Here is a 20,406-nt window from a genome sequence, read left to right as displayed (position 1 = left end):
GTAGGGCAGGCGGCCCGGCCGCGAGCCCCTTCGCGGCCGGACGACGGCACCGCCGGACCGGACGACTGCACCCGCCGGGCCGGGCGAGGAGCTCTCCCTCCCTGACATCGGGACGGACGCCGTCGGAGGCCTCCGTCCCGTCAGGCGTGTCAGACGCCGATGTCGCGGCCGTCGCGGCGCCAGACGCCGACGACCGACGGGCGGACGAGCTCACCGGGGCCGTCGGGCCAGGTGGAGGCGGGCTTCTCGACGCTCGCGCCGTCGATCTCGCCCGGGTGCTGCACAGCGATCAGGACCCGCTTGTCCTGCACGATCGGTCCGCAGGTCTCGGCGCCCTTGGGGACGGTGAGGAACTGCCGCACCTCGCCGCGCCGGTCACCGGCGGTCGCGACACCGAACAGCCCGTCATGACTGCCCAGCGCGTTGCCGTCCGTGGAGATCCACAGGTTTCCGTACGCGTCGAAGGTGATGTTGTCCGGGCAGGAGATGGGGCTGACCTTCTCCTTCGGGAAGCCGCCGAAGTAGGTGTTCGGGTCCTCCGGGTCGCCGCAGACCAGGAACAGCCGCCAGCTGAACCGCTCCGACGCCGGATCGCCCCCGCGCTCGGCGAGCTCCAGGACCTGGCCGTGCTTGTTGCCGTTGCGCGGGTTGGCCTCGTCGGCGGCGGCCTTGCCCTCCTTGCCGCGGTCCGTGTTGTTCGTCAGCGCGACATAGACCCGGCCGGTGCGCGGGCTCGGCTCGACGTCCTCGGGGCGGTCCATCTTGGTGGCGCCGACCTTGTCCGCGGCCATCCGGGTGAAGACGTACACCTCCTCGGCGGTCATGCCCTCGACGTACGAGGTGGTGCCGCTGGCCAGCGGGATCCACTCACCCGAGCCGTCGAATCCGCCGTCCTCGGGGAGCTTGCCCGATCCGTCGATCTCCGCGGCCGGGCTGTCACCGGTGAACGTGGCGACGTACAGGGTGCCCTCGTCGAGCAGCGTGCGGTTGTGCTCCCGGGCGGCCCGGCTGGTGCCCCGCTTCATCCGCTTGCTGGAGACGAACTTGTAGAAGTAGTCGAAACGCTCGTCGTCGCCCATGTAGAGCACCGGGCGGCCGTCGTCGGTGAGACGGGGCTCGGCGGCCTCGTGCTTGAAGCGCCCCAGCGCGGTGAGCTTGCGCGGGGTGGAGTCCGGGTCGTACGGGTCGATCTCGACGACCCAGCCGAAGCGGTTGCTCTCGTTGGGCTCCCGCGCCACGTCGAAGCGCTGGTCGAACCGCTCCCACTTGCGCTGGGACGCCCCGCCGGTGATGCCGTAGCGCTTGAGCCGCGCGGCGGTGACGGGGTCGGTGACCGACCCGCCGTTGGCGAAGTACTGGTTGACGTTCTCCTCGCCGGACAGGACCGTGCCCCACGGGGTGATACCGCCGCCGCAGTTGTTGAGCGTGCCGAGGACACGGGTGCCCCGGGGGTCGGCGGAGGTGCGCAGCAGCTTGCTGCCCGCCGCCGGCCCGGTCATCTCGAACGGGGTCGTCCCGGTGATACGGCGGTTGAGGTGGTGGCGGGTGACAGCGGTGAGCCTGCCGTCCTTGGGGTCCTCGGCGGCGACGAGGACGGACAGCCCGTGCGCGGCCCAACCGATCTCCGCCTGCTCGCGCGTGGGGTTCGCGGCGTCGTACCCGGCGAACATCAGCTGCTCGTCGGTGTACTCGTGGTTGATCACGAGCAGCTGGCGGTCGCGCTCACCCGGCAGGTCGAGTACGGCCATGTAGTCGTTGTTGTAACCGAACTGGCCGGCCTGGGCCTTCGCCGACTGCCGGTCGGGGTCGAAGGCGGGCGCGCCGCGCAGGATCGGGTCGCCCCAGCGGATGACGATGTTCTTGGCGTAGCCCTCGGGGACGGTGACGGCGTCCGTGGTGTTCGGGGCGACCGGGGTGAACCGGAGGCCTCGGGCAGCACGCGTACCCTTCCCGGGCTCCCCCGCCCCCGCCGGGGTGGCAGCCGCGGCGGGCGGGGTCTGACCGGCAGCGGTCGTGCCGGCGGCGGCGACGGTCACGACGGCGCCGGCGCGCAGCACGGAACGGCGCGAGATCGCCCCGGCTATGACATCACCGAGGTAGGCGTTCCCGCTGGTGTTCGGGACGTCGTGGAAGCATGCGTCGCCGCAGCGGTAGCGGCAGGTCATCGCGGAACGTCCGCCCGGGTGCGAGTTGATGAGCGGCAGCAGTCTGCGCACGTCTTCCCTCCGTAAGAAGTACCGGCGCAGCCTGCGCCGACAGGATGTCGGAATATGTCGGCGGTGACGCTATGGGCGTAGATCCGCTCCACGGAGTACTCCGGGTGAACACGGCATGAATGCCGGGCAGACGACACAAGTCCCGTGCTCCACAGGGGCGTTGATGCATCCCACCAGGCCCGGCAGACCCACCCGGGCGGCCCTGTCGGGCTCACGACTCCCCGGACCCAGGGGATCACCCTCGTACGGGCTGCCCCATGCCGATGGCCGGGGACACCCGGACGACTCCGCCAACGCGGCGGGGCACCCCAGCCACCTCCGGGGCCCCCGTCGGCCGAAGAGTTGGGGGAGTGCCGTAGTACCGCGGCCTGACAGCTCGGTGCCGCTCCATGCGTCGCGGGCCCGACAAGTTCGCCCGGACAGGCCTCAGTGCTGTGACCGGGAAGGTTCACCGGCTCGCGACGCCCGGCACGGAACTCCCCCAGCTACCGCTGGGAGGGGCCCCCGGCCGAAGGCTGGGGGAGTGCCCCCAGGTCCGCGACGCCTGGCACGCACGCTCGCTGCGTTGTCGGAGTCGCCCGGGTACTCCCCTGGCCTTCGGCATGGGGGACCCCAGTACGAGGGCGATCTCCCCCGGGCTCCGTCCGGGGGCACCCCCACCGCCTTGCATTGCGATGCACCGCACCGGACGCCGCGAGCTTCCCGGCGAACCTCCCCGATCACAGCACTAGCATCCTGGGCATGGCGGATGGAATGGACGAGTTGGTGGTCGATCTGCGCGGGTATGACCTGGCGACGCTGGATGCCTTCTGGGACGCGGTGGCGGAACCGTGCGGTCTGCCCGCCTGGTTCGGCCGTAACCTCGACGCGTGGTGGGACGCCGTCGAGTCGCGCGGCATCTCGCCCGTGATCGACGCCCATGATGTGGTGGTCGTACGGGCGGACGCGGCGGGCCTCTTCGCCCCGGGCAACCCGGACGGCGAACGACTCGCCCGGGTGTTCACAGAAGCCGGCCGGGCCCGACTGGAACTCGGCTGAGCGGTTCTCGTCCACCCGCCGTCCGCGGGCCGCCAACGGGCAGTCCCGCAGGCGCGTGAGACCGAAACATACCTGAAGAGGGCTGGCTATCGGCGGATTTCTGTCGTTGTCCAACGCGCCTTTCCGTTTCTGCATCGGTTCGGCAACGCCGTTCGATATCCCCGGCCGATACCGCCTGGCCAGGGCGGGATCACCCAGTGCCGGCACATCGGGTTCCCTCTAATAGCGCCGGATCCGCTTGACTTAGGCCGTCAAAGCCGGAGCACGGCGAACAGATCCCGGTAGCCTTACGTGTCCGTCCTGGTCAGGGACGAATTCCCGCACCGCGGACATTCATCGCACCCGATACTTGTGAAGGGCTTATCCCATGGGCATTCGGAGTCTGCTGCGGAATGCGTTCGGCCGGTCGCGGGCGACCGGGAACGATGAGCCGACAGTGCCGGAGGCGCGGGGCGCCGACACGGCCGCGGGCGGTACGGCCGAAGCCGCCCCCGCCGCCGACGAGCCCACGTCCGCCACGGCGCCGGTCCCGGCTCAGTCGACGTCGGCCGGACCCACGTCCGAGTCCAAGCGGGCGGCGGAGGCCGACTCCCTCCTGGCCGCCTTCGACGCCGGCGCCGCGAAGCCGCTCGCCCGGCAGGAGCAGGCCGCGGAGCCGGATCCGGACCCGCGGTCCGAACGCGAGCAGCAGCCGGAGACATCCGGCCCCGCCCCCGCCGACGAGCCGGAGCCCGCCGCCGCGTCCGAGAACACACCGGAGACGGCAGCGCTGACGGACGCCGCGTCCGACGCGGCGGAGCCCGCGTCCGCGCCGGTGCCCGCCCAGGCGGTGGCGCCCGACCCGGAGCCCGGGGCCGTGGAGCCGCACCCGGAGACCCCGGCCGTCCCCGCCCAGGCCAAGCCGGTCGAGGAGCCCCGGAGCACCCAGGTGCCCGCCCAGGGGTCGACGGCGGAGCGGGTCTCCGAGGAGCCGGAGGCTCCGGCCGTCCCCGCCCAGGCGGACCCGGCCGAGGCGGAGCCCACCGCGGCGAGCGCGGTGGAGATCCCCGCACAGCCGGAGCCCGCCACCCCCGCCGAGACGGCTGAGACGGAGCAGACGGCCGAGCCCGCCACCGCCGAGGCGACCACCGAGCCCGCCACCACCGAGCCCGCCAACACCGAGCCCGCCGAGGCCACCGCCCCCGTCGAGACGCCCACCGAGCCGGACACCACAAACCCCGGCACCACGGAGCCCGCCGGGTCCACCACCCAGCCCGCCGCGGGCGGCGCCGAGGCGGCCATCGCTCTCACCGCCATCGAGAAGTCCGCCCCCGGCCTCGTCAGCCTCTACAAGAGCGCCGGCACGGCCCTCGGGACCCAGGGACTCGCCGGGCAGCGCGCCGCCGTCTACCTCGTCCTCGACCGGTCCGGGTCCATGCGGCGCTACTACAAGGACGGCACCGTCCAGCACCTCGCCGAGCAGGCACTCGCGCTCTCCGCGCACCTCGACGACGACGGCACCGTCCCCGTCGTGTTCTTCTCCACCGACATCGACGGCACCGCCGAGGTCTCCCTCGACGACTACCCCGGCCGTATCGAGGCCCTGCACTCCGACCTCGGCCACATGGGCCGTACGAACTACCACCGCGCCATCGAGGCCGTCATCGAGCACTACAAGAAGTCCGGCTCGACCGACCCCGCCTTCGTGATCTTCCAGACGGACGGTGCCCCCACCTCCAAGCCCGCCGCCGAGAAGGCGCTCTGCGAGGCCGCGAAGCTCCCGATCTTCTGGCAGTTCATCGGATTCGGCGAGCCCGAGGCGAAGGGCTTCGACTTCCTGCGGAAGCTCGACGTCCTGGCCGTCCCCGACAAGCGCGCGGTCGACAACGCGGGCTTCCTGCACGCCGGCACCGACCCGCTGACGGTCGCCGACGCGGAGCTCTACGACCGGCTGACCGCCGAGTTCCCGCGGTGGCTGGCCGAGGCCCGCGCGGCCGGCATCCTCGGCTGACGTGACGAGGCGGGAACGCCCCCGGCCGGCCACCACGGCCGGCCGAGGGCATCCGCACCCTCCACCCACCGCGCACCCGGCCCACGGGCGCGGAGAATGACGGCGGAAAAAGGGCGGGCGGGCGGCCCCCGGCGGTCCAGTACGATATTGACAGCCTGTAGCCGCTGCATTGATGCGCTACGGGCCTCACCCCACGTCACGAATTGGGAGCAGCCGGCAATGGCTCGACACCTCATCACCAGCGCCCTTCCGTACATCAACGGGATCAAGCACCTGGGCAACATGGTGGGGTCCATGCTCCCTGCGGATGTCTACGCCCGCTATCTGCGCCAGCGCGGCCATGACGTGCTGTACGTCTGCGGCACCGACGAGCACGGCACCCCCGCCGAGCTGGCGGCCAAGGAGGCCGGGCTGCCCGTCGACACCTTCTGCGCCCAGCAGCACGACGCCCAGAAGGCGATCTACGACGGCTTCGAGCTGGCCTTCGACCACTTCGGCCGCAGTTCCTCGGCGGAGAACGTGGAGATCACCCAGCACTTCGCCCGCAGCCTCAAGGAGAACGGCTTCATCGAGGAGCGTTCGGTCCGCCAGGTCTTCTCGATCACCGACGGCCGCTTCCTCCCGGACCGCTACATCGTGGGCACCTGCCCGCACTGCGGCTACGACAAGGCGCGCGGCGACCAGTGCGAGAACTGCACCCGCGTCCTCGACCCGACCGATCTGATCGACGCGCGCTCCGCCGTCAGCGGCAGCAGCGAGCTCGAGATCCGTGAGACCAAGCACCTCTTCCTCCTCCAGTCGAAGCTGGAGCCCGAGGTCGAGGCCTGGCTCGACATGCATGGCAGCAAGGACTGGCCGACCCTCGCGTCCTCCATCGCCCGCAAGTGGCTGACCGAGGGCCTGCACGACCGGGCGATCACCCGTGACCTGGAGTGGGGCGTACCGGTCCCGGCCGACACCTGGCCGGAGCTGGCCGCCGAGAACAAGGTCTTCTACGTGTGGTTCGACGCACCGATCGAGTACATCGCTGCGACGAAGGAGTGGGCGAACGCCGCGCCGGAAGGGGCGGAGAAGCGCGACTGGAAGTCGTGGTGGTACGAGGCCGACGACGTCCGGTACACCGAGTTCATGGCGAAGGACAACGTCCCGTTCCACACGGTGATGTTCCCGGCCATGGAGCTCGGCACCCGCGAGCCGTGGAAGAAGGTCGACTACGTCAAGGCCTTCAACTGGCTGAACTACTACGGCGGGAAGTTCTCCACCTCCCAGAAGCGCGGCATCTTCACGGACGCGGCCCTGGAGCTGCTGCCGGCCGACTACTGGCGCTACTTCCTGATGGCGAACGCCCCGGAGTCCGACGACACCTCCTTCTCCTGGGAGCTGTTCTCGTCCGTGGTCAACAAGGACCTCGCGGACACCCTCGGCAATTTCGTCAACCGCGTCCTGTCCTTCTCCCGCAAGCGCTTCGGCGACGAGGTGCCCGCCGGCAAGGAGGCCGGAGAGGCGGAGGCACGGCTGGGCGAGGAGATCGCGCGGCTGCTGGCCGAGTACGAGGACCACATGGAGGCCCTGCAGTTCCGCAAGGCGGCGCAGTCGTTGCGGGCCCTGTGGAGCGCGGGCAACTCCTACCTGGAGGAGAAGGCCCCCTGGCTGGAGATCAAGACGGACCAGGAAGCCGCGGCGCTCACGCTCCGTACGGCGATGAACCTCATCCATCTCTACTCGGTGGTGTCCGAGCCCTTCATCCCGGCGTCGGCGAAGGCCATGCGGTCCGCGTTCCAGCTTCCGTCGGACGACGCCCTCTGGGTGACGGCCGAGCAGGCCAAGGCCCTGGACAGCGTCCCGGCCGGGACCGCCTTCACCGTACCGCCGGTGCTGTTCGCCAAGATCAGCGACGAGGAGCTGGAGTCCTACCGCGAGCGCTTCGGCGGCGAAGGCGCGTAACTCCCCTCTTGACCACGATTGGGGCCGGAACCCCTCGGTTCCGGGCCCTCCGCGTCCTGCCACCCGGAAGAGGAGCCCGCTCCCCAGCCCCCAGCAGTGCTCAAGGGTCAGTCTTGAAACCGGGAACAATCGGGCAGCTGCACTCCGTCCGTACGCGGTGCGGGCTGCACGCGACCAGGTTCAGCGACAGGAAGCGGCCGCCGGTCGCACCTCAGCAGGGATGGCGGCAGCGCATGCCATGCGGTCCCCTGCTCACGCCTGCCGTCCCCGCGCTTGGCATAGGGAGCACGGGAAGGAGCACGGCGGCACGGCCTTGCCCGGAGGCAGATAGCGCACGGCCCTGGCAGTGGTCTGTGGCCGCGCTGGGCCTCGCTCGCCTTCGGCCTGGGACCGTCGGGCCGGGCTGCCGGTCATGCCCGCGTCGAATGGACGATGCGGTGGCGAGCGATGAGGACGTTGCAATCGGTGACCCGGCTGTAGTCCCGCTCGGCTTCGGCGCGCCTGCGGGCGGCTTCGAGCCGTTCGCACTCGGTGCAGATCTGCTCGCCCTGCTTCCCAGGAACGGCATCGAGCGGCCCCTGGATTCCTGTCTGTGTGCCCATGACCGGGACATTAGGGACGATCGCGAACCACGGTCCTGCATGATTCGCGAATATTCTCCAGCCGCCGGTGACGATTCCCGGATCTGCTCACGCGAGGTCGAGCTGGGCCCTCGCACGGGAGATCAGCCTGTGCGCCCTCGCGCCGTACACAGCCGAGTCGGCGAGCAGTTCCCAGACCTTGCGGTACAAGGCGACGCTCTCGGCGTCGTTCAGCCACAGCTCGGCATGCCAGTCCTCGGCGATCACCAAGCGCTCGTCGTAGATCCAGAACCCGTTCGCCGGGGGAATCTTCACCGGGGCGCCGAACGGGACGATGCCGAGCTCCACGGTGTCCAGCCCGATCGCCCCGGAGAGGCGGTCGAGCTGTCCGACGAGGACAGCGGGCGGGCAGACCGCGGTGTGCAGCGCCGCCTCCCACATGACGATGTGGAACGTGCGGCCTGGCCCGTACAGGGCGTCCTGTCGGCGGATGCGCGCCCGGACGGCGTCCTCGACGTCCCGTACGGACTGGTGGAGGTCGGCGTACCGGGCGAAGACGTGCCGGGCGTAGTCGGCGGTCTGGAGCATGCCCACAACCATGGCGCCTTCCCAGGCACGCAGGGTCGTGGAGCGCTCGAACTCGACGGCGAGGGCGTCCTGGACAGGACGGTGGCCGGCGGCGAGCTGGCGGCGCCAGGAGCGGGAGCGGGATTCGAGGCCCTGGAGGCGGGCCTGCAACTCGACAGCGGCCTCGGGGCATCCAGCGCCTTCGGCCCAAGCACGGAGGTCGTCCAGTGTGGCGGTCTGGCGGCCGGTCTCCAACTTGGAGACCTTCGACTGTGGCCAGCCCAGGCGCGTGGCGAAGTCCCGGCCAGTGAGCCCGGCCCCGGTGCGCAGCTCACGCAGCCGCGCGCCGAGGGATATCCGGGCCTGCTGGAAGTCGGTGCTCACCCCTCGGACGGTACCGCCTCGAACTCGGCGTAAGGGACGGCGTGGTGCCAGGCCGCATCTCGGAACTGGCAGTAGCGCAGTACCTCGACGGGGTTGGTGACGAGCTCGACACCGGTCATCGCGTCTGTGTCGTCGAAGTGCAGAAGAGCGACAACCCGCGCGTCGAAGAGCCAGAAGTCCTCGCCCGGCAGCCGCAGTCGGTCGGCGTCACTGCGGCGCAGAATGCGAATGTCCTCGCCGACCACCGCATTTCGGCCAGCGTTGTCGAGGAGGTACAGCTGCCCCGGCGTGGCGGGTACATCGACGATCCGTGCCCGTTCGAATCGCTTGCCGAGCGCAACCTGGGCGCGGCGTGAGGCGCACCACGGGTCGTCAAGGTCCCAGTCAACCGTCTCCCCCCTAGCGAACTGGGCATATGTGTCGGTGGTCTCGTCCGAGGCGTAGCGACGTCGGCTCTCGAGGCGCCAGGCGGTGTGCTCAAAAGTCTCGAACATGTCGTCGAATTCATCGAAGGTGACGAACTGCGGCACGTGGACAGGCTCCTTCGGACCGAAGTTGGCAAGCAACTCGCGGGGCACGGTGACCGCGCCCTCGCTCTCCTTCAGATTCCGCAGCTGGGCGATCTCGACAGGATCCGTGACGGCGGTGCCCTGGACCAGGTAGTCACCTGTCTCCTCCGCCTCATACAGCGTGGGACAGCCGTTGTTGCCGCTGTTGGTGCCGAGCATCCGCAACCTGCGTGCCATGGGAACTGCCCTTCCGTCCGGTTGAGTAATCACCTCGCTCCGCACCGTAGCGGCCTGTGGGGAGCGGCCCCGGGCGAACGCACCAATGCGCCCCCGCCCAGGACTCGCCCGCCACCTCGGCCCGCCGGGCAGCCGTCTCCGTCGGGCGGTCGTTCGGGGACTGCGCCCGGTGGAACGACAACGCCGACGGCCCAGGAACCCGCGGTTCCCTGGGCCGTCGGCGATGGGTACGGCTGCTACTTCGTCGGCTTGTACGGCGTCGGCTTCGCCGGGCCCTTGTAGATGCTGAGGTGCAGCTCCTTCAGCCGGGCCTCGTCGACCTCGCTCGGGGCGCCCATCAGCAGGTCCTGCGCGTTCCCGTTGAGCGGGAAGGCGATGGTCTCGCGGATGTTCGGCTCATCGGCCAGCAGCATCACGATCCGGTCGACGCCCGGCGCGATGCCGCCGTGCGGCGGGGCGCCGAAGTGGAACGCGCGCAGCATGCCGCCGAACTCGCGCTCGACCTCCTCCTTGGTGTACCCGGCGATCTCGAAGGCCTGGTACATGACCTCCGGCTCGTGGTTCCGGATCGCGCCCGAGGACAGCTCGACACCGTTGCAGACGATGTCGTACTGCCAGGCCAGGACGTCGAGCGGGTCCTTGGTCCGCAGCGCTTCCAGGCCCCCCTGCGGCATGGAGAAGGGGTTGTGGGAGAACTCGATCTCCCCCGTGTCCTCGTTCTTCTCGAACATCGGGAAGTCGACGATCCAGCAGAAGCGGAAGACGTTGTCCTCGAAGCGGCCGGTGCGACGGGCGGCCTCGACCCGGACCTCCGACATGATCTTGGAGACCTCGTCGAACTCGCCCGCACCGAAGAAGATCGCCGTGCCGGGCTTGCCGTCCACCTCGGCGACCAGCTTCTCGACATCGGCCTCGCTGAGGAACTTGGCGATCGGGCCGGTGAGCCCGCCGTCCTCGCCGATCCGGACCCAGGCCAGGCCCTGCGCGCCCTTCTCGACGGCGAACTCGCCCATCTGGTCGAAGAACTTCCGCGACTGCCCGGCGGTGTCCGGCACGGGCAGGGCGCGTACATGCTTCCCGGCGAACGCCTTGAAGCCGCTGTCGGCGAAGACAGGGGACACATCGACGAGCTCGAGCTGGGCACGCAGGTCCGGCTTGTCGGTGCCGTACTTCAGAAGCGCCTCGCGGAAGGGGATCCGCGGGAAGGGGGAGGTGACCTCGCGGCCCTTGCCGAACTTGGTGAAGAGGTCGGTCATCACCTTCTCGATGACCTGGAAGACATCCTCCTGCTCGACGAAGCTCATCTCCACGTCGAGCTGGTAGAACTCGCCCGGCGAGCGGTCGGCGCGGGCGTCCTCGTCACGGAAGCAGGGAGCGATCTGGAAGTACCGGTCGAACCCGGCGATCATCAGCAGCTGCTTGAACTGCTGCGGGGCCTGCGGCAGCGCGTAGAACTTGCCCGAGTGGAGCCGCGAGGGGACCAGGAAGTCGCGGGCGCCCTCCGGGGAGGTCGCCGAGAGGATCGGGGTCGCCAGCTCGTTGAAGCCGAGCGCGGTCATCTCCTCGCGGATGGTCGAGATGACGGCCGACCGCAGCATGATGTTGCGGTGCATACGCTCGCGGCGCAGGTCGAGGAAGCGGTACTCCAGGCGCCGCTCCTCGTTGACGCCGTCCTCCGGGAAGACGGTGAACGGCAGGGCGTCCGCCGCGCCGAGCACCTCGACATCGGTGACCTCGACCTCGATCTCACCGGTGGGCAACTCGGGGTTGACGTTCTCCGCGCCGCGGGCCAGAACCGTGCCGTCGACCCGGACCACGGTCTCCTTGGTGATGCCGCTGAGCGCCTCGTACGCCTCGGTCTCGGGCCGGACGACCAGCTGGACCAGGCCGTAGTGGTCACGGAGATCGATGAAGAGGATGCCGCCCAGGTTCCGCCGGTTGTGCAGCCAGCCGCTCAGCCGTACGTCGGCGTCGACGTCGGCGGCACGGAGCTCGCCGCAGGTGTGGGACCGGTACCGATGCATCGCTCATCCAAGTCGTCTGGTCGGGGTGGGTGAGCCCCTGGGGGCCTGGGGTCTCGGCCATCGAAGGCCGAATGCCAGGGTACCGGCACACCTCCTGCTCGCGGCCGGTCGTCAAAGCCAAGGAAAGACTCATAAAGTAGTGCAATGCGCACCGAGGACGTCCTGGCGGCCACCGCGACCGGCCTCTGGCGCTGGGACAGTGCCTCGGAGAAGGTGACCCTGGACGCCGAGGCGGCCCGGCTGCTGGGCCTGCCCGCGGTCCCCGCCACCCTCTCCGAATCGGCTGTGCGCTCCCGTTTCCACCCCGTGGACTGGGTGGAGATCAACAGCGTGGTCAATCTGGCAGCCGCCGAGGGAACCCTCGCCGAGGTCCGGCTGCGCATCATCGGCGACGACGGCAAGGTGCTGCGGGTCGTCCGCAGCCGCTCCCGCCCCCAGGTCGGCGACATGGAGAACGAGCTGGTCGGCACCATCCAGGAGGTCGCCGAACCCCAGCCCGGCGCCGCCGCCGCGACGCACCCCCGGGTCACCGGCGACTGGCGGCGCTCCCGTGAGGCCTTTCTGCTGGACGCGGGGCGGGCCCTCGCCGAGGCGCACTCCACCGTCGAGGTGCTGCGGGTGGCGGCGACCCTCTCCATGCCCGGGTTCTCCCCGGACGGGCTGGCGGTCTTCGGGGTGGAGGGCGACCGGCTGACGGTCATCGGCCACCACGGGCCTGGCGAGGGAGAGAGGAACCCCTTCGTCCACATAGGTCTGGACACCGATTTCCCGGCCGCCGAGGTGGTGCGCACCGGCCGCGCCGTCTATCTCCCCCCCCCCGATGACTACCGCCGCCGCTCCCCCGCCACCTGGCCGCTCGCCGCTCCCCACGACCACCAGTCCTGGGCCTTTCTCCCCCTGATCGTCGCGGGCCGCACCATCGGCGCCTGGATGGCGACCTTCCGCTATCCCGTGACGTTCACGCCCGACGAGCGCTCCATCCTCACCACGGTCGCCCGGATGCTCGCGCAGGCACTGTCCCGCGCCAGCGCCCATGAGTCCGAGCGGGAGCTGGCCACCGGTCTGCAGCGCAGCATGCGCCCGACGGTCCAGCCCGACATCCCCGGGATGACGGTGGCCGCGCGCTACGTCCCCACCGGCGGCGGGCTCCAGGTCGGCGGCGACTGGTACGACATGATCCCGCTGCCGTCCGGCCGCATAGCCCTGGTCATCGGGGACGTCCAGGGGCACGACGTACGGGCGGCCGGGCTGATGGGCCAGCTGCGGATCGCCCTGCGCGCATACGCCGCCGAGGGCCACCGCCCGGACGCGGTGCTCTCCCGCGCCTCGCGCTTCTTCTCCGGGCTGGTCGACCAGTGGCCCGACGGCGCCGACGGCCCCGACCCGCGCTTCGCGACCTGCCTCTACATCGAGGTCGACCCCGAGACCGGAACCCTCGACGTCGCACGGGCGGGCCATCCCGACATCGCCACCCGGATGAGCGACGGCACGATGCTGGTCCGGCCGACCGCGGGCGGGCTGCCGCTGGGTATCGACGCGGACACCGACTACCCGACCACCCGGCTGACGCTGGAGCCCGGCGAGCTGATGATGGTCTGCACCGACGGACTCATCGAGACCGGCGGCCACGATCTCGAGAGCGGCTGGCGGCGGCTGCGCGGGATCATCGAGCAGTACGCGGGCGAGGATCTGGAGTCCCTGGCCGACGGTCTCGTCCAGGCGGTGCACGGGCCGTCCTCCCACCACACCACAGGGCCGCTCGCGGACCGCCGCGAGGACGACATCGCGGTGCTGCTGCTGTGCCGGAACGCCCAGGGCGGCGGCTGCCTCCCTGCCGAGGGCACGACACCGCGGCCGCTCCGCCGTACGGTCCTGTCCATCGCACAGGCCGAGCCCGAGCGGGTGGCGGGGATACGGCACGAGCTGCGGGAGCTGCTGCACGACTGGGCCGACCCGGAGCAGGTGGACTCCGCCGTCCTGATGGTCTCCGAGATCATCACCAACGTTCTGGTGCACACCGACGGTGACGCGCTCATGGTCGCGGAGGCCGCGGGCGAGCGGTCCGCCCGGCGGCTGCGGGTGGATGTCTCGGACGCCAGCGACGAGCTGCCGCACCGCCGCCGGCCGGGCGAGATGGCCTCCTCCGGGCGCGGTCTGCTGCTGCTGGAGATCCTCGCCGACTCCTGGGGCGTGGACCCGCGCGGCGAGGGCAAGTGCATCTGGTTCGAGCTCTACGAGGGCTCGCCCGGTTCGGGGGAGGAGCCGGGGGAGGAGTCCGAACCGGCCGCGTAGTCCTCGCGGAGCGCTCCGATCACCCCGAAGGCGGCCGCGGCGATCGGCACGGCCAGGAGCATCCCGAGAATCCCCGCGAGACCGGCGCCCGCGGTGATCGCGATCATCACCATCGCCGGGTGCATCTGGACCGTACGGCTCTGGATCAGCGGCTGCAGCACATGTCCTTCCAGCACCTGCACGGCCACCACCACGCCCAGCGCCCACAGCGCGATGACGAAGCCGCGGTCGGCGAGCGCGACGAGGATCGAGACGGTGCCCGAGATCAGGGCGCCGAGGTAGGGGATGTAGGCGCCGACGAAGACGAGCGCGCCGAGCCCGACCGCGCCCGGCACTCGCAGGATCAGCAGCCCGGCGGTGATGCAGACGGCGTCGATGAGCGCAATGAGCGTGGTGCCCCGCATGAAGCCCTCGACCGCCTCGAAGGCGATCCGGGCGACGGCCTCGAGACGCGGGCCGGTGCCGCGCGGGGCGATCGTGTGCAGGGTCCGCCGGGCCCGCTCGGCGTCGCGCAGGAAGAAGAAGGTCAGCAGCAGGGCGAGCACACCGGCGGCCAGCAGCTGCCCCAACACGCTGAGCCCGGAGAGCAGCCCGGAGGCGGCGGTACCACCGAACTTGGCGACCACCTCCCTGGCCCTGGACGCCAGGTCGTCGAGCGAGTCGCCCGCGAGGTCGACCCGGGCGGCGAGCTGCCGGGCGACGGTCCGCACGGAGGCCACGATCTGGTCGCCCGAGTCGATCAGCGCGCTGACCACGATGTATCCCGCGCCCCCGACGACGGCGACCAGCGCGGCGCAGGTGAGCCCGGCGGCCAGCGAGCGCTGCACCCCCATCCTGACCAGCCTGCGGTGCAGCGGCCCCAGCAGCGCGGTCCCGAGCAGCGCGAGCAGTACGGGCGTGAGGGCGTCCTTGAGAGCGACACAGAGCCAGATGAGGACGCCACCGACCGCGGCGACCAGCAGCGCCACAACACACCAGGCCGCGGTCTTGCGCGCCGCATGCGGCAGCAGGGGCGGGTCGGTCGGCACCCTCCCACCCCACCACGGGCGCGCCGGGACCACCTGCCCGGTGCGGCGCCCGGGTGACGGACTCGGAGACGACCGTCACACGGAACACTGTGGCCTCGGAGACGACCGTCAAAACGGACCGCCGCGGCCTCGCCACGGACGCCCCCACGCCCGCGGCGGCGGACCCGGGTGGGCCCGCCGCCGCGTATGAGGGGTGCGAGGGAGTCAGCCACGCACCGGGATCGTGCCCAGCCGGCCCGCCTGGAAATCCTCGAATGCCTGGGCCAGCTCCGTGTGCGTGTTCATCACGAACGGCCCGTACTGCATCATCGGCTCGCGGATCGGCGCCCCGCCCAGCAGCACCACTTCGAGGTTCGGGCTCCGGGACTCCTGCGCCGCGTCCGCCCGGACCGTCAGCGACTCTCCGTGCCCGAAGACCACGGTCTGTCCCATCCGGAAGGGCCGCCCCTCCGCGCCCGCGGTGCCGCGCCCGGCCAGCCCGTACACCAGGGCGTTGAAATCCGGCCGCCAGGGGAGCGTCAGCTCCGCGCCGGGGCTGACGGACGCGTGGATCATGGTGATCGGCGGGGAACCGGCTCTCGGGGGACACGCTCGCGTCGCGGTCGAGTGAGGGCCGCCCGCGCAGCGGGAGTTCGGCCCGCAGTGGGAGTTCGGGCGGCCGGCGCCTTGGCTAATCTGCCCGGGTGACCACCGACCTGACCCTGCTGCCGCGTGTCGCCTATCGCGGACAGGAGGTCACCGCGCCCCGGCTCCGCGGCCTGCTCGCGCTGCTCGCGGGCGACTTGCGCACGGGCTGCAGCATCGAGCGGCTTGTGGAAGGGCTGTGGCCGGACGAGTTGCCGGAGCGGCCGGGAAAGGCGGTGCAGGTCCTCGTGTCCAGGGCGCGGGCGCAGCTGGGCGCCGACGTCCTCGCCAGCACGCCGACCGGATACCGGCTCACCCTCGCCGAGGATCAGGTCGACAGCTCCGCCCTGCTCCTGCACGCCGCCGCGAGCGCGGACCGGGCCAGGGCCGGGGACCACGCGGGATCGCTGGCCGCGGCCGAGGCCGGGCTCGCGCTGTGGGAAGGCACCCCTGACAGGGCCGGCGACACCGACGACCCCGTAGCCGCGTTACGCGCCGAGCGCGCCCCCGTCCGCGGCACGCTCGTACGCGCGCAGGCGCTCGCGCTCGCCCGGCTGGGGCGGCATGCGGAGGCGGCCGGGCCGCTGGCCGTGGCCGCCTCGGCGCATCCGCGCGACGAGGAAGTGCTCGCCGAGCTGCTGCGCGGCGAGGCGGCGACGGCGGGCCCGTCCGCCGCGCTGACGCGGTACGAGGCGTACCGCCGTGAGCTGCGCGAGGCGTTCGGCACGGATCCGGGCGCCGGGCTCAAGGCCGTACAGCAGGAGCTGCTGCGCGGCGAGGCGCCCGTGACCAGGCACGGCGTGCCGCACGAGCCGAACCCGCTGCTGGGACGGGACGAGGACATCGCGGCGGTGGAGCGGCTGCTGCGCGTCTCTCGCGCTGTCACCGTGGTCGGCCCCGGCGGCCTCGGCAAGACCCGGCTCGCGCACGCCGTCAGCCGCCGGGCCGAGCAGCGCGTGGTGCATTTCGTGCCGCTCGCCGGCGTCACCGCGGACGAGGGCGTGGCCGCGGAGGTGGCCTCCGCGCTCGGCGCAGGCGAGGGGCGGCACGGCGCCATGAGCGGCCATGCCTCGGCCGACCCGGTGTCCGGCATCCTCGGCGTGCTCGGCTCCGGGCCCGCTCTGCTGGCGCTGGACAACTGCGAGCAGGTCATCCAGGGCGCCGCCGGCCTCGTACAGGCCTTGGTCTCGTCCTCGAAGGACCTGCGGGTGCTCGCCACCAGTCGGGCCCCGCTGGGCCTCACATCGGAGGCGGTGTACGCGCTGCCGGAGCTCGGTCTCGACACCTCGGTCGAGCTGTTCACGCAGCGGGCCCGAGCCGCCCGGCCCGGCGTGGAGCTGCCGCCGGACGTGGTGGCCGAGCTGTGCCGCCACCTCGACGGGCTGCCGCTCGCCGTGGAGTTGGCCGCGGCGCGGGTGCGGGTGCTGTCGGTGCCGGAGATCGCCCGCCGCCTCGGCGACCGGTTCGCGCTGCTGCGCGGCGGGGCCCGGGACGTGCCGGAGCGCCACCGCACGCTGCACGCGGTCGTGGAGTGGAGCTGGAACCTGCTCGCGGAGGACGCCCGGGCGGCGCTGCGCACTCTGTCCGTCTTCCCCGGCGGCTTCTTGGGCGAAGCGGCGGAGCAGGTGCTGGGCGAGGATGCGCTGTTCCTGCTGGAGCAGTTGGGCGACCAGTCGCTGCTCACCGTCGCCGACACCCCGGCCGGCGTGCGGTTCCGGATGCTGGAGACCGTACGGGAGTTCAGCGCGGCCCGGCGCGCGGAGGCGGGCGAGGACGAGGAGGCCATCGGCCGGTTCCTCGCCTGGGCGCGGGACTTCGGGGTCGCGTACCACGACGTGCTCTTCGGCTCGGAGCCGCTGGCCGCCAGGGAGCGGATCAAGGCCGAGCAGGACAACCTCGTGCTGGCCCTACGGCACGCCCTGGCCCGTACGGACGGCCCCACCATCGCCGCCCTCACCGCCGTCCTCGCCTCTTTGTGGTCCACCGACGCCAACTTTCCCCGCCTCGCCGCCCTCGCCGCAGACACCGGTCCGCCGCTGTCGCACTACTACCCCGAGCCCGAATACGTCGAAGTCGCCCGCGCCGCTGCGGTTTTGTGCACGGCGAGCCTGATCATGGGCTACGGCCCGCACGCCGTACGCCAGCTCGTCACCCTCCGGCGGCTGCCCCCGGCCCCGCCGGACACGCTGCTGCGCGCCCACGCGGTGGTGCTGAGCGCGGTCCCCGAGATGCGGCCTCCCGACTACGAAGTGCTACACAACCTCTGCGACCGGGACAGCGACAGCGAGCAGCCGCTGGTCGCCGGCATCGCCGAGTGCGTCGCCACCTACGTCTGGGAGTACGAGCACGACATCGACCGCGCGCTCGCCTCGGCTCGCCGGACGATCGCCACACTGGCTCCGGTCGACAATCCGACCGTGCAGCTCATGGGGCATTCCCGGCTGAGCGAACTGTGCTTGCGGACGGGGCAGGGCGAGGCCGCGTACGGGCACCTCAAGGCGGCGCTCGACGCGCTGCCACGACTCGGCAACCAGGACGACTACATCTTCATCCGCTGGAGCCTCGTCCTCGCCTGCCTGCAGCGCGGCGACCCCGACGAGGCCGAGTACTGGCAGCGGCAGGCGGAGGCCGACAACACCCCGCAGACGGATGTCTTCTACAGCCCCGACCTGGGCGCGCGCGCCGAGATCGCGCTCACCCGCGGACTGACGGAGGTCGGGCTCGGCCTGTGGCGTAGCGCCGTGGAGCGGCTGCCCGAGGCCGACGCCATGCACAGCAGCGATCCCTGGCTCGACCCGTGGGCGCTTCAGATCCAGTCGGCGGCGGTGACGGCGCACGCGCACGCCGGCCGTCTCGAGCTGGTCGCGGAGCCGGTCGACCGGCTGCGGCAGCGGCTGCGGACCCTGCTCTCCGCTCCGTCCGGCTCGCCCATGCAGCTCCCCGTGTTCGGGACGGTGCTGCACGCCCTTGGCATGGCGGGGCTCGCGTCCGGCGACACCGGTGCCGTACGGATGATCGCGCTGGCCGAACGGCTGCGGGGGCTGCGCGAGTTCCAGCCGACGATGTCGGCGGACCGCGCCCGGCAAGCGGCGAGGGACGCCGACAGGGCGGCGTACGCCGACGCGGTGTCGGCGTACGCCGCCCTGGAGCGGGACGAGCTGCGGGAGGCAGCCCGCGCGCTCACTTCGGGCCGCGGTTGAACAACGCCGTCGACCAGCGGTAGCCGAGCGCGGTCAGGCCGACGCACCAGACGATCGCGATCCACCCGTTGCTGCCGATCTCGGTGCCGAGCAGCAGGCCGCGCAGGGTCTCGATGGCCGGCGTGAACGGCTGGTACTCGGCGATCGGCTGGAACCAGCCCGGCATCGTGTCGGCCGGGATGAAGGCGCTCGAGATGAGCGGGAGGAGGATCAGCGGCATTGCCATGTTGCTAGCCGCCTCGGGGTTCGGGCTGGCCATGCCCATCCCGACCGCGATCCAGGTGAGCGCCAGGGCGAACAGCGCGAGCAGCCCGAACGCCGCCAGCCACTCCAGGGCCGTGGCGTCCGTGGACCTGAAGCCGATGGCCACGGCGACGGCACCGACGAGGACCAGGCTGGCGAGCACCTGCAGCACGCTGCCGGCGACGTGCCCGATGAGCACCGACCCGCGGTAGACCGCCATCGTACGGAAGCGGGCGATGAGGCCTTCGGTCATGTCCATGGAGACGGACACCGCGGCCCCGATCACGGTGCTGCCAATGGTCATCATCAGGAGGCCCGGGACGATATAGGCGATGTAGTCGGAGCGGTCCGCGCCGCCGCCACCGATGCCCGCGCTCATCACGTCGCCGAAGATGTAGACGAAGAGCAGCAGCAGCATGATCGGCGTGAGCAGCAGGTTCAGGGTGAGGGACGGGTAGCGCCGCGCGTGCAGCAGGTTGCGGCGCAGCATCGTGTTCGAGTCGCGGACGGCGAGGGAGAGGGCGCTCATCGGACGGTCTCCTTGGGCTGGTTGGGGACGCTGGTTCCGCCGGTCAGGGCGAAGAACACGTCGTCGAGGTCGGGGGTGTGCACGGTCAGCTCGTCCGCCTCGATGCCGGCCGAGTCCGCCCAGTCGAGGATGGAGCGCAGCTCGCGCTGGCTGCCGTCGCTGGGAATCTGCAGCGACAGCGCCTCGTCGTCCCTGGTGACCTCGCGCAGGGCGACGGCGGCGGACTGGTACGCGACCGGGTCGGCGAACCGCAGCCGCACGTGCCCGCCCGGGATGAGCCGCTTCAGCTCGTCGGCACTCCCTTCGGCGGCGACCTTGCCGTCGCTCAGCACCGCGATGCGGTCGGCGAGCTCGTCGGCCTCCTCCAGGTACTGGGTGGTGAGGAAGACGGTGACGCCGCCGGAGACCAGCTCGCGGATGATCCCCCACATGCTGTGGCGGCTGCGCGGGTCGAGGCCGGTGGTCGGCTCGTCGAGGAAGATGATCCGCGGGTTGCCGACCAGCGTCATGGCGATGTCGAGGCGGCGCTTCATGCCGCCGGAGTAGGTGGAGACGGGCTTCTTCACGGCGTCCACCAGGTCGAAGCGCTCAAGGAGTTCGGCGGCGGTACGGCGGCCCTCGCGGCGGGAGAGGTGGTGCAGGTCCGCCATGAGGAGCATGTTCTCCTCGCCGGTGATCAGGCCGTCGACGGCGGAGAACTGCCCGGTGACGCCGATCGCGGCCCGCACGGCCTGCGGGTCGGCGGCCAGGTCGTGGCCGCCGACGTGCAGGTCGCCGGCGTCGGCGGTGATGAGGGTGGAGAGGATCTTGACGGCGGTGGTCTTGCCGGCGCCGTTCGGGCCGAGCAGGGAGAAGACGGTGCCGGCCGGCACCGCCAGGTCGATGCCGTCGAGGACCGTCTTGTCCCCGTAGACCTTGCGCAGCCCCTTGGCCGCGATGGCGGGAGAGTGCGATGTCGTTGTCGTCATGCCGCAGAGGTTGCGGCAGGGCGCATTCAGCG

At 71.4% G+C, this 20,406-nt stretch carries 13 protein-coding genes and 1 pseudogene; 5 read left to right on the top strand and 9 right to left on the bottom strand.

Going from position 1 to position 20,406, the window contains the following annotated elements:
* Positions 1-149: 149 nt before the first annotated feature.
* Positions 150-2,216 (bottom strand): PhoX family protein, encoded by a 2,067-nt coding sequence (locus ACTWQE_RS00690; RefSeq protein ID WP_443326766.1) that lies wholly within the window; start codon positions 2,214-2,216, stop codon positions 150-152.
* A gap of 741 nt (positions 2,217-2,957) precedes the next feature.
* On the opposite strand from ACTWQE_RS00690, the gene ACTWQE_RS00685 reads away from it, so the two are divergent.
* From ACTWQE_RS00685 to metG, 3 genes are all read left to right on the top strand, one after another.
* On the top strand, positions 2,958-3,254 hold the full coding sequence (locus tag ACTWQE_RS00685) for a barstar family protein (protein ID WP_443326765.1): 297 nt from the start codon (positions 2,958-2,960) through the stop codon (positions 3,252-3,254).
* Between the two features lie 367 nt (positions 3,255-3,621).
* The gene (locus tag ACTWQE_RS00680; protein ID WP_443326764.1) at positions 3,622-5,244 is read left to right on the top strand and encodes a VWA domain-containing protein; all 1,623 of its coding nucleotides are present in this window, start codon (positions 3,622-3,624) and stop codon (positions 5,242-5,244) included.
* A 219-nt stretch (positions 5,245-5,463) separates the two neighbouring features.
* Positions 5,464-7,188 carry a methionine--tRNA ligase gene (gene metG / locus ACTWQE_RS00675; protein WP_443326763.1) on the top strand — a complete coding sequence of 575 codons (1,725 nt, stop codon included), beginning with the start codon at positions 5,464-5,466 and terminating at the stop codon, positions 7,186-7,188.
* 410 nt (positions 7,189-7,598) lie between these two features.
* Here the strand turns inward: metG and ACTWQE_RS00670 are convergent, their stop codons facing one another.
* The 4 genes from ACTWQE_RS00670 to aspS form a co-directional block, all read right to left on the bottom strand.
* Complete coding sequence (locus ACTWQE_RS00670) at positions 7,599-7,790, bottom strand: hypothetical protein (protein ID WP_443326762.1); 192 nt, start codon at positions 7,788-7,790, stop codon at positions 7,599-7,601.
* 87 nt (positions 7,791-7,877) lie between these two features.
* A complete protein-coding gene (locus ACTWQE_RS00665; RefSeq protein ID WP_443326761.1) occupies positions 7,878-8,720 on the bottom strand; it encodes a helix-turn-helix domain-containing protein in 843 nt (280 codons plus the stop codon).
* A complete protein-coding gene (locus ACTWQE_RS00660; protein ID WP_443326760.1) occupies positions 8,717-9,466 on the bottom strand; it encodes a DUF6879 family protein in 750 nt (249 codons plus the stop codon). Before ACTWQE_RS00660 ends, ACTWQE_RS00665 begins: the two co-directional genes overlap by 4 nt.
* A gap of 236 nt (positions 9,467-9,702) precedes the next feature.
* Positions 9,703-11,490: an aspartate--tRNA ligase gene (gene aspS / locus ACTWQE_RS00655; RefSeq protein WP_443326759.1), complete on the bottom strand. Its 1,788-nt coding sequence runs from the start codon at positions 11,488-11,490 to the stop codon at positions 9,703-9,705.
* A 144-nt stretch (positions 11,491-11,634) separates the two neighbouring features.
* Between aspS and ACTWQE_RS00650 the strand changes: the two genes are divergently transcribed.
* Positions 11,635-13,782, top strand: a complete 2,148-nt coding sequence (locus ACTWQE_RS00650) for an ATP-binding SpoIIE family protein phosphatase (protein WP_443326758.1) — start codon at positions 11,635-11,637, stop codon at positions 13,780-13,782.
* On the opposite strand, the gene ACTWQE_RS00645 is transcribed toward ACTWQE_RS00650, so the two are convergent.
* Positions 13,722-14,810, bottom strand: a complete 1,089-nt coding sequence (locus tag ACTWQE_RS00645; protein WP_443326757.1) for an AI-2E family transporter — start codon at positions 14,808-14,810, stop codon at positions 13,722-13,724. The two genes, ACTWQE_RS00650 and ACTWQE_RS00645, sit on opposite strands and share 61 nt — an antisense overlap.
* Positions 14,811-15,014: 204 nt before the next feature.
* Positions 15,015-15,392: pseudogene (locus ACTWQE_RS00640) on the bottom strand (pirin-like C-terminal cupin domain-containing protein); the annotation flags it as partial.
* Between the two features lie 101 nt (positions 15,393-15,493).
* Between ACTWQE_RS00640 and ACTWQE_RS00635 the strand changes: the two are divergent.
* Positions 15,494-18,634, top strand: coding sequence for an ATP-binding protein (locus ACTWQE_RS00635; protein WP_443326756.1), 3,141 nt, complete (start codon positions 15,494-15,496; stop codon positions 18,632-18,634).
* Here the strand turns inward: ACTWQE_RS00635 and ACTWQE_RS00630 are convergent.
* Positions 18,615-19,406, bottom strand: a complete 792-nt coding sequence (locus ACTWQE_RS00630; protein ID WP_443326755.1) for an ABC transporter permease — start codon at positions 19,404-19,406, stop codon at positions 18,615-18,617. The genes ACTWQE_RS00635 and ACTWQE_RS00630 overlap by 20 nt on opposite strands.
* Complete coding sequence (locus ACTWQE_RS00625; RefSeq protein ID WP_443326753.1) at positions 19,403-20,374, bottom strand: ATP-binding cassette domain-containing protein; 972 nt, start codon at positions 20,372-20,374, stop codon at positions 19,403-19,405. Before ACTWQE_RS00625 ends, ACTWQE_RS00630 begins: the two co-directional genes overlap by 4 nt.
* Positions 20,375-20,406: the final 32 nt, after the last annotated feature.

Origin of the sequence: Streptomyces sp. 8N706 (assembly GCF_052245415.1) — a bacterium.
In the GTDB taxonomy this organism is placed as follows: Bacteria; Actinomycetota; Actinomycetes; order Streptomycetales; family Streptomycetaceae; genus Streptomyces.
This window is presented reverse-complemented; position numbering and strand designations above follow the sequence as displayed.

Coding starts and splice junctions, on each gene's coding strand:
- ACTWQE_RS00685 (WP_443326765.1), top strand. CDS start 2,958: ATGGCGGATGGAATGGACGAGTTGGTGGTCGATCTGCGCGGGTATGAC.
- ACTWQE_RS00680 (WP_443326764.1), top strand. CDS start 3,622: ATGGGCATTCGGAGTCTGCTGCGGAATGCGTTCGGCCGGTCGCGGGCG.
- metG (WP_443326763.1), top strand. CDS start 5,464: ATGGCTCGACACCTCATCACCAGCGCCCTTCCGTACATCAACGGGATC.
- ACTWQE_RS00670 (WP_443326762.1), bottom strand. CDS start 7,790: ATGGGCACACAGACAGGAATCCAGGGGCCGCTCGATGCCGTTCCTGGG.
- ACTWQE_RS00660 (WP_443326760.1), bottom strand. CDS start 9,466: ATGGCACGCAGGTTGCGGATGCTCGGCACCAACAGCGGCAACAACGGC.
- aspS (WP_443326759.1), bottom strand. CDS start 11,490: ATGCATCGGTACCGGTCCCACACCTGCGGCGAGCTCCGTGCCGCCGAC.
- ACTWQE_RS00650 (WP_443326758.1), top strand. CDS start 11,635: ATGCGCACCGAGGACGTCCTGGCGGCCACCGCGACCGGCCTCTGGCGC.
- ACTWQE_RS00630 (WP_443326755.1), bottom strand. CDS start 19,406: ATGAGCGCCCTCTCCCTCGCCGTCCGCGACTCGAACACGATGCTGCGC.
- ACTWQE_RS00625 (WP_443326753.1), bottom strand. CDS start 20,374: ATGACGACAACGACATCGCACTCTCCCGCCATCGCGGCCAAGGGGCTG.